This window comes from Bacillus sp. JJ1474, from assembly GCF_036965225.1.
Lineage (GTDB): Bacteria > Bacillota > Bacilli > Bacillales > Cytobacillaceae > Cytobacillus.
The window spans coordinates 1-7,721 of record NZ_JBALPC010000019.1 but is presented as its reverse complement, the minus strand read 5'-3'; the positions used below and the strand labels follow the sequence as shown (position 1 = coordinate 7,721).

Here is a 7,721-nt window from a genome sequence, read left to right as displayed (position 1 = left end):
TTTTTGCCGTAACTCGAAAACCTGTCCAATAAACTTGGTTTGGTGGACAGCTTTTTGCCGTAACTCGGAAACCTGTCCAATAAGCTTGGTTTGGTGGACAGCTTTTTGCCGATACCCGGGAACCTGTCCAATAAGCTTGGGTTTTCGGACAGGTTTTGGCAAAAACCCGGGAACCTGTCCAATAAATCTTCACTAGCTGGATGAACCTATTCATCACACCAAATGACAGTAAGCCACAAAATAAGGATGTTTGAAAGGGGAACTAGGCCCCATTTCAAACATCCTTTTCAACTTTCTTCTTGTATTAATCCGCTTTTGAAATCTCCCCAAAGCCTAATCCAAACACGTCTCGGACATCATGAATGGCAATAAATGCATGGGAGTCTGCTTCTTTCACAATTTTCTTCAGCTTCACAATTTCCTGGCTGCTTATGACTATATAGAGGATATCCTTTTGCGCTTTTGTGTAATAGCCGCTTCCGGAAAAGACAGTCACACCTCTATGCATCTCCTCATTCACCTTCTGCGCAATTTGATCAGGCTCTGTTGAAATGATTGTTACCGCTTTTTTCGTGTTAATCCCCTCAATAACGAATTCCATTACCTTTGTTGCAATATACAGCATTAAAATCGTCAGCATCAGCTTCTCAGCACCAATGATAAAATAGGAAGAAAACGCAACAATTAAATCAAAAAATAATAAGCCATAGGCTAAATTCCAGCCTAGATATTTCTGGGTAATTCTTGCTAAGATGGTAGATCCGGCTGTTGTCCCGCCTACGCGAATGATTAACCCAATCCCTACACCAATAATTACAGCTCCAAAAATAGTGGAGACGACAATTTCATTGGAATCAATCGTCCAGCCTTCTGTCAAATGCAAAAATAGTGAATTTAATACAACCGCAATAATCGTATAAATCGTTGTCATTTTACTCAAAAATTTATATCCAACCATTAACAAAATTGAATTTAGAACAAAGTTAACGAGACCTGGCGACCATTGCCAGAGGTAGTAAGCAATAATGGTAATCCCAGTTACCCCTCCCTCGCCTAGCTCATTCGGGATAATAAATACATTAACCCCTATTGCAAATAGAAAAGCTCCAATAAAAATATAGACAATATCTACAATCCTTTTTTTCATATATGTACCATCCTTGTACCTGTAGAATCATCCCATTATACTTTGATAGAATGTACTTTTCAACCTATTAAGAGGAAAAAAATGCCTGACCCCATATGCGTCAATTCCAACGCACCGAAGCTCAGGCACCCTTTAATGAGAGAATTTATTTTTCGCGTGCATATAAGTGACAGCCAACGCCAACACTAATACAGAACCTTTTACAATATCAAAAGCATAATAAGGGAGATTCAAAATGGTCAGTCCGTTTAGCAAAATTCCAATAACGGCTGCTCCAAAAAATGTCCCGATTGCATTTGGTTTACCAGCACCAAGCACGGAATAACCAACAAATACGGCGGCAACTGCCTCCATTAAAAGTGGTGCGCCGGCATCAATTTGCCCAGATCCCACACGCGCTGTAAATAATATCCCTGCGATTGAAGCAAAAATGCCAGAGACGACATAGGAAGCAAACTTTACCTTCTTAACATTTACACCGGATAAAGTGGCTGCTTCCGCATTGCCCCCAGTCATATATAAAATTCGGCCCCATCTCGTATGATTTAACACTAGAAAAGTAACAATCACTAACAACAGCATAATCCACACAGGAACCGGAAGTCCGAGCATTTTCCCTTGTCCGATCCATAGGAAGGCACTTGAAAATTCACCAATCGCTGTTCCTCCTGAGGTTAACGGCATATGATTATAAATCGAATAGCCCTCCGTATACGTTCGGTGAAGCCCCGCAACAATATACATCGTGCTTAATGTAGCAAGCAAATCAGGAATCCCAATGACGACAATTAATAACGTATTGAAAACCCCAACAAGAACACCTACAAGGATGGGCAAAATCAGCACAAGCCAGAGCGGCATATCATACCAGACCATTAATGAGGCTGTAACAACGGTTGCCAATGACATCGTTGATCCAACTGACAAGTCAAAACCGTTAACGACTAAAGTGAATGTTACTCCTAAAGCCAGTACCGTAACGATGGAAATTGAGCGCAGGATGTCGGCAAAATTCCCATATGTGAAAAATGCATCGCTAATCAAGCTAAAGTAAAGGATAATAAATATCATTAGGGCAATAGCACCGTATTTAAATAGAAACTGAATGCTTTTCTCTTTCATGCTGCTCTTCCTTTCCGCCGCTTGCATACAGCAAAATCTTCTCTTGTGTGGCTTCGCTACGGGAAAACTCCTTCACGATTTTGCCATCGTACATGACAAGAATTCGATCTGATATTCCAAGGATTTCATGAATTTCACTAGAGAAATAGATAACCCCTTTTTGCTTTTCCGAGATTTGCCGAATGAGTTTAAAAATATCAACCTTTGCTCCAATATCGACACCCTTCGTTGGCTCATCGAACAAATAAATGCTGGAATCCAGCGAAGTCCACTTTCCTATCGCCACCTTCTGCTGATTCCCGCCGCTTAAATGTACAAGCGGGGTTTCGGTATTATTTGTTTTTATTTGGAGACTGGCGATGATTTGGTCTGCAAAGGCTGTTTCTGATGGCTTATGCATAAAAAAGCCCCGCGTAAATTTCCGTAGATTCGGAAAGGTGGAATTGATTCTTAGAGATTCATGAACGAACAGACCTTCTTTCCGTCGTTCTTCTGGAACAAGGGCAATACCCGCTTTAATGGCATCGGAAGGATGGTGAATTTTTACCTCTTTCTTGTTAAGCGAAATCTTCCCCTGCTTAGCCGGAGTCACCCCGAATAAAGTCTTCGCAAGCTCTGTCTTACCAGCACCAACTAAACCAACAACTCCAACAATTTCTCCTTCAGCAACCGAGAAAGAAATATGATGAAGCTTATGGCCATCGGTTAATTCCGATACTTCTAGTAATGTTGAACCGATGTGCTTTTGATGCTTTCCAAGTTCACTAGTAAAAGCGTCACCGAGCATATCCTCAACAACCTGATCCTGGGTAGTCAAGGTCGTTTCTGAAGTACTCACTGTTTTCCCTTCTCGCATCACAGTTACTCTGTCACAAATTTCAAATACTTCCGGAAGCCGGTGTGAAATAAACACACAGCCTACACCTTGATTTTTTAATTTTTCCATCACGGAAAACAGCATCTTCGATTCATGAACAGATAGTGGGGCAGTCGGCTCATCGAAAATAATAATTTTTGCCGAGTGAACTAATGCCCGTGCAATTAAAACAATCTGTTTTTCAGCAAGCGTTAGCTCTAGGGCTTGCTTTTGTACGGAAATATGCTCGGACTGGAGCTGTTTTAATGCCTCTTTTGCTCTTTCGTTGATCTTTTTTTTAGAAATGAAGAGAGCTTTTTGAGAGGCAAATGTATCAAGCATAATATTTTCAGCAACAGAAAGTTCAGGTACAATGGCTGTATCGACCTCTTGGTAAACACAATATACTCCCTGTTCCTTTGCTGCTTTAGGTGACTGGAACCGAATCTCCTTTCCATCAAGGAGAATTTCTCCGCCGTCATGCTCATACACGCCGGACAGAATTTTCATGAGCGTACTTTTCCCGGCGCCATTCGCACCAAGCAGTGCATGGATTTCTCCCTTTTTAAGCTGAAAAGAAGCATCATTCAGTGCCGATACTTTCCCAAATTGTTTTTGTATTTTCCCCATCGCAAGCAGCGTATCCGCCATGAAAATACCTCCTTTCTAAACTGGACATTCGTTGTTTCCACTTTTCTCGCCTTTTCGGGAAAAACGGGAAACTTCCTAGACTTTCATTCTATTTTTCTCGTGTTTCCCCAGAAAAACGGGAAACTATTCAACAGTTGGTTTCCCGTTCAATCTCTTTCTTTGCTTATTTAAGCTGTCCCTCTAATTCCTTTAATGCATCGTTATAGCCTTGTTCACTCGCTCCCCAGCCTTCGATGTATTCGCTAAGCTCGTTTGTAGTGACTTGTTGATCAGGAAGTTTGGCTTTGTCTACAAATACTGGGTTAAGGACAATTTTTTGCTCCGGATTTTCGCCATTGATTTTTTGGTATAAATATCGCACTTGGATGCGTCCGATATCCTTTGGATCAACTGCTGCAGAAGCAACCCATGGGCTATTTTCCTTTTGAATCATCTGTAGGTCTTCATCACTCATGTCGATGCTGTAAACTTTAATGTCCGTTCTTCCAGCTTGCTCAATGGCACGAACAGCACCTTTAGCAAACTCATCCCAAGCTGCCCAGACAGCTGTTATTTGTCCTTCCTTCGGATATTGCTTCAAAATTGCTTCCATTTGTGCCTGTGTATCTAATGCTGTATTAGCTGTAGCTGCTCCAAATGCAGCAATTTCTTTAATGCCAGGGTTGTTTTTCAAAAATGCTTCATAAGCTACTTGTCTTCTTTCCATTGGTGCAAAGCCAGCTACCCAAATTTTTACGATATTAGCTTCACCATTTGCATCTTCGCCTAGTTTATTCAACGTCATTTCGGCCATTTTCTGATCGCCTTGCTCTAACACAGGAACTCCTTCAACCTCAACACCAGCATCAAATGCAATGACCGGAATCCCCTTTTCTACTGCTTTTTCAACTCCGTTATTTAAAGCTTCTTTTGTTCCGTGATCGATTAATATCCCGTCAAAGCCTTGGTTAATGGCTGCATCCAGGTTAGAAGCCATTTTTGCTAAGTCCCCTTCAGATGTAAAAACATTTACCGTTCCGCCGAATTTTTCTACCTGCTCTTTTACACCTTCAATATATTGAGCTGAAAATGTCCCTAAGTTTTGCTGCATCACTAATGCAATTTTTTTATTAGCAAGCGGATGGTCTGATTTCTCTGCATTTTTTGGTGCATCCGATTCTTTTTGATCGGAAGTAGCCGTATTGCTTTTTGGCTGACATCCTACTAAAAATGCCGAAACTAGTAAAATAGCTAAAAGTAATATCGATAGTTGTTTTTTCATTATTTTTCTCCCTCTCTAACTAGCTCACCTAAAAGGCTTTTGATATTTTCATTGAAGTTTGGATAGATAATCCCTTTTTCCGTAATGATGGCCGTAATATATTCCGCAGGAGTGACGTCAAACGCCGGATTAAAAACATTTGTATTAAGTGGCGCTACTGGGATGCCGCCAATATGGGTAATTTCCTCAGCTTTTCGCTCTTCAATTGGAATCTCCATTCCACTCGAAATTGAAAGATCAAAGGTTGAAGCTGGAGCTGCTACATAAAATGGGATATTGAAATGTTTAGCTAAAATCGCCAAGCCCAGGGTACCGATTTTATTCGCTGTGTCTCCATTAGCAGCAATCCGGTCAGCCCCGACAATAATCGCTTCAATTCCCTTTGAGTGAATCGTATGGGCCGCCATGCTGTCCGTGATCAAAGTGACATCGACACCTGATTGCTGCAGCTCCCAAACGGTTAGCCTTGAGCCTTGGAATACTGGACGCGTTTCACATGCATATACATGAAACTGTTTTTCTCGTTCAACGCCAAGATGGAAAGGCGCAAGTGCTGTCCCGTATTTTGCCGTTGCAATGGACCCTGCATTGCATATTGTCATCACATTCGTAAAGCTATTTAACAATGACAGGGCATGCTCGCCAATTTGTCTGCACGTTTCTTCATCTTCTACATGAATCTTAATTGCTTCTTCAAGAATAGTCGTTTTTGCTTCATTGACGCTTTTCGCTTCCTCAGCCACTGCTACAATTCTTTCAAGCGCCCAGAATAAATTGACTGCTGTTGGTCGTGAACCTGCTAGATAACGAAAATCCTTTTGAAGATGTTCGTGGAATTCCTTTAATTGTTTCGTTTCATATTGCTGAGCCGCGATCGCAAGTCCATATGCAGCAGTTATCCCAATTGCAGGCGCTCCACGGACCTTTAAAGTGACAATAGCATCGAATACTTCCTCAATCGTATCAAGCTGAAGATACTCAATTTGATGAGGGAGCTTTTGCTGATCAAGAATAATCAGATGTCCATCTTTCCATTCAATTGATGTTGGAACCTTCATGCCTTCCTCTCTCCTAACAGTGAAATAGCTTCTTTTATTGAATTTAACACGTGGCGATTTAAGATTAATGTTTCGCCTAATGCAAGTGCCCGTCTCTTAGCTGCAATTCTTTTCTCATGATCCTCAATACCGTCTAAATCCTTTACATGTGCAAGACCAATCGTCCTTCTAATTAACTCACAGCCAGCAAAGCCGAGTGTGTCAGAAAAGATTTTCTGTAAAATGTATTCTCTATAGCCTTCGACCTTTGTATAAACTTCCAGGTTTGACTCTTCCCATAATTCAGTAAATACTGAGCAAAAAACGGTCCAGGTATTCTCGATATGTTCAAAAATAACAGATCGATTCGCTTCCTCTCTTGAAATCCCATGAAGAAATAGATTTCCGATAAATAAACCAACATCAAATCCAATCGGGCCATAAAAAGCAAATTCAGGATCAATTACTTTCGTTTCTGTGCTGCTTGCAAAAATACTGCCAGTATGTAGATCACCATGCAATAATGCTTCTGCTTCAGTTAAAAAGCTTAGCTTTAACTTGGCCGCTTCAAGCTTCAAAAGGCTATTATTCCAAATGGCTTCTACATCTGCACGCAATTCTGGTTCAAAATCATTTGTATCATGGTCGAAGAAAGGATCAGTAAAAATCAGATCTTCTGTAATTTTACAAAGCTCAGGATTTGAAAATTCAACTGCTAAACGTTTTTTCTCAAATGGATGCAAGGCAAAGTCCGATGTTGAAAATAGCGTTCTGGCTAAATATTCGCCAATATCGCTTGATAGCTTTGGATAAGATTCCCCTTTAATAAGTCCCTCACGAGCAATCGTTAAATGCGATAAATCTTCCATAACCGTAATAGCTAGGTCTTCATCAGCATGGTAAACCTCTGGCACAAGCTGAGGAACAAACTCACCATGCTTTTTCAGCGCATTCGTTTCGATCGTTGCCCGCTTTAATGTGAGCGGCCAGCTTTCCCCCACTACCTTTGCATAAGGGAGCGCTTGCTTGATAATAACGCCTTTTTCATTTATTGAGTCAGTTATATGGAATACATAATTCAGATTGCCATCTCCAATTTCGCGACAGTTCAATACTGAACCTTCAGAAAATAGATTTAGCTCTTTCGCAAGCTTCACCGCTGTCTCATCAGTCAACGGCTCATACTGTTTCTTTTGTAAAATTGTCATCTTTTCTCACCCTATCTATGAAAATATAAAAAGCCTCTTTCTCATCACGAAAGAGGCTTACGAATACAAATTCTCTGCCTCTTATCTCTCAGAAAGTTTCCTTTCCGTTGGAATTAGCACCGTGCCTTGCGGGAAAATCCCGGCGCTAAAGTAGCGCCCCGTTTCACAACGGTATTACGGTCGGTTGCTGGGCTTCATCGGGCCAAATCCCTCTGCCTGCTCATGATAAGAGTATTTAACATATTCACGTTAGTTTGCTTGAAATGAATGTTAGCATGCGTTTCTGGAAAATGTCAACCACCTTTTTCTAAATTTATTTTATTATCTTGCATTACCCCGGATTAATTTTCATAGCGACCGTTTGCGTTGTTTTTTCTTGGTTAAGGGTATTATAGGGCCTTCATAACTACCTTTAGCTACATTTTCACCTGTCGATGGG

The 7,721-nt window shown here is 41.0% G+C and carries 7 protein-coding genes and 1 riboswitch; all 7 genes read right to left on the bottom strand.

Annotated elements, in window-relative coordinates; genetic code table 11:
- A partial coding sequence (locus tag V7164_RS03040; protein WP_335353371.1) for a hypothetical protein occupies window positions 1-193 on the bottom strand: 193 nt, incomplete at its 3' end.
- Window positions 194-304: 111 nt separating this feature from the next.
- Window positions 305-1,147: a YitT family protein gene (locus tag V7164_RS03035; protein WP_335353370.1), complete on the bottom strand. Its 843-nt coding sequence runs from the start codon at window positions 1,145-1,147 to the stop codon at window positions 305-307.
- Window positions 1,148-1,279: 132 nt separating this feature from the next.
- Entirely contained in the window at window positions 1,280-2,269 is a 990-nt protein-coding gene (locus V7164_RS03030) for an ABC transporter permease (RefSeq protein WP_335353369.1), read from the bottom strand.
- Window positions 2,238-3,776 carry a sugar ABC transporter ATP-binding protein gene (locus V7164_RS03025; RefSeq protein WP_335353368.1) on the bottom strand — a complete coding sequence of 513 codons (1,539 nt, stop codon included), beginning with the start codon at window positions 3,774-3,776 and terminating at the stop codon, window positions 2,238-2,240. Before V7164_RS03025 ends, V7164_RS03030 begins: the two co-directional genes overlap by 32 nt.
- 163 nt (window positions 3,777-3,939) lie before the next feature.
- Window positions 3,940-5,037 (bottom strand): sugar ABC transporter substrate-binding protein, encoded by a 1,098-nt coding sequence (locus V7164_RS03020; RefSeq protein WP_335347547.1) that lies wholly within the window; start codon window positions 5,035-5,037, stop codon window positions 3,940-3,942.
- Window positions 5,037-6,095 carry an S-methyl-5-thioribose-1-phosphate isomerase gene (gene mtnA, locus V7164_RS03015; protein ID WP_335347546.1) on the bottom strand — a complete coding sequence of 353 codons (1,059 nt, stop codon included), beginning with the start codon at window positions 6,093-6,095 and terminating at the stop codon, window positions 5,037-5,039. Before mtnA ends, V7164_RS03020 begins: the two co-directional genes overlap by 1 nt.
- Entirely contained in the window at window positions 6,092-7,282 is a 1,191-nt protein-coding gene (gene mtnK / locus V7164_RS03010) for an S-methyl-5-thioribose kinase (RefSeq protein WP_335347545.1), read from the bottom strand. Before mtnK ends, mtnA begins: the two co-directional genes overlap by 4 nt.
- A 78-nt stretch (window positions 7,283-7,360) precedes the next feature.
- A riboswitch (SAM riboswitch) is annotated at window positions 7,361-7,514 on the bottom strand.
- Window positions 7,515-7,721 lie beyond the last annotated feature (207 nt).

Coding starts and splice junctions, on each gene's coding strand:
- mtnA (WP_335347546.1), bottom strand. CDS start 6,095: ATGAAGGTTCCAACATCAATTGAATGGAAAGATGGACATCTGATTATT.
- V7164_RS03030 (WP_335353369.1), bottom strand. CDS start 2,269: ATGAAAGAGAAAAGCATTCAGTTTCTATTTAAATACGGTGCTATTGCC.
- V7164_RS03035 (WP_335353370.1), bottom strand. CDS start 1,147: ATGAAAAAAAGGATTGTAGATATTGTCTATATTTTTATTGGAGCTTTT.
- V7164_RS03020 (WP_335347547.1), bottom strand. CDS start 5,037: ATGAAAAAACAACTATCGATATTACTTTTAGCTATTTTACTAGTTTCG.
- mtnK (WP_335347545.1), bottom strand. CDS start 7,282: ATGACAATTTTACAAAAGAAACAGTATGAGCCGTTGACTGATGAGACA.
- V7164_RS03025 (WP_335353368.1), bottom strand. CDS start 3,776: ATGGCGGATACGCTGCTTGCGATGGGGAAAATACAAAAACAATTTGGG.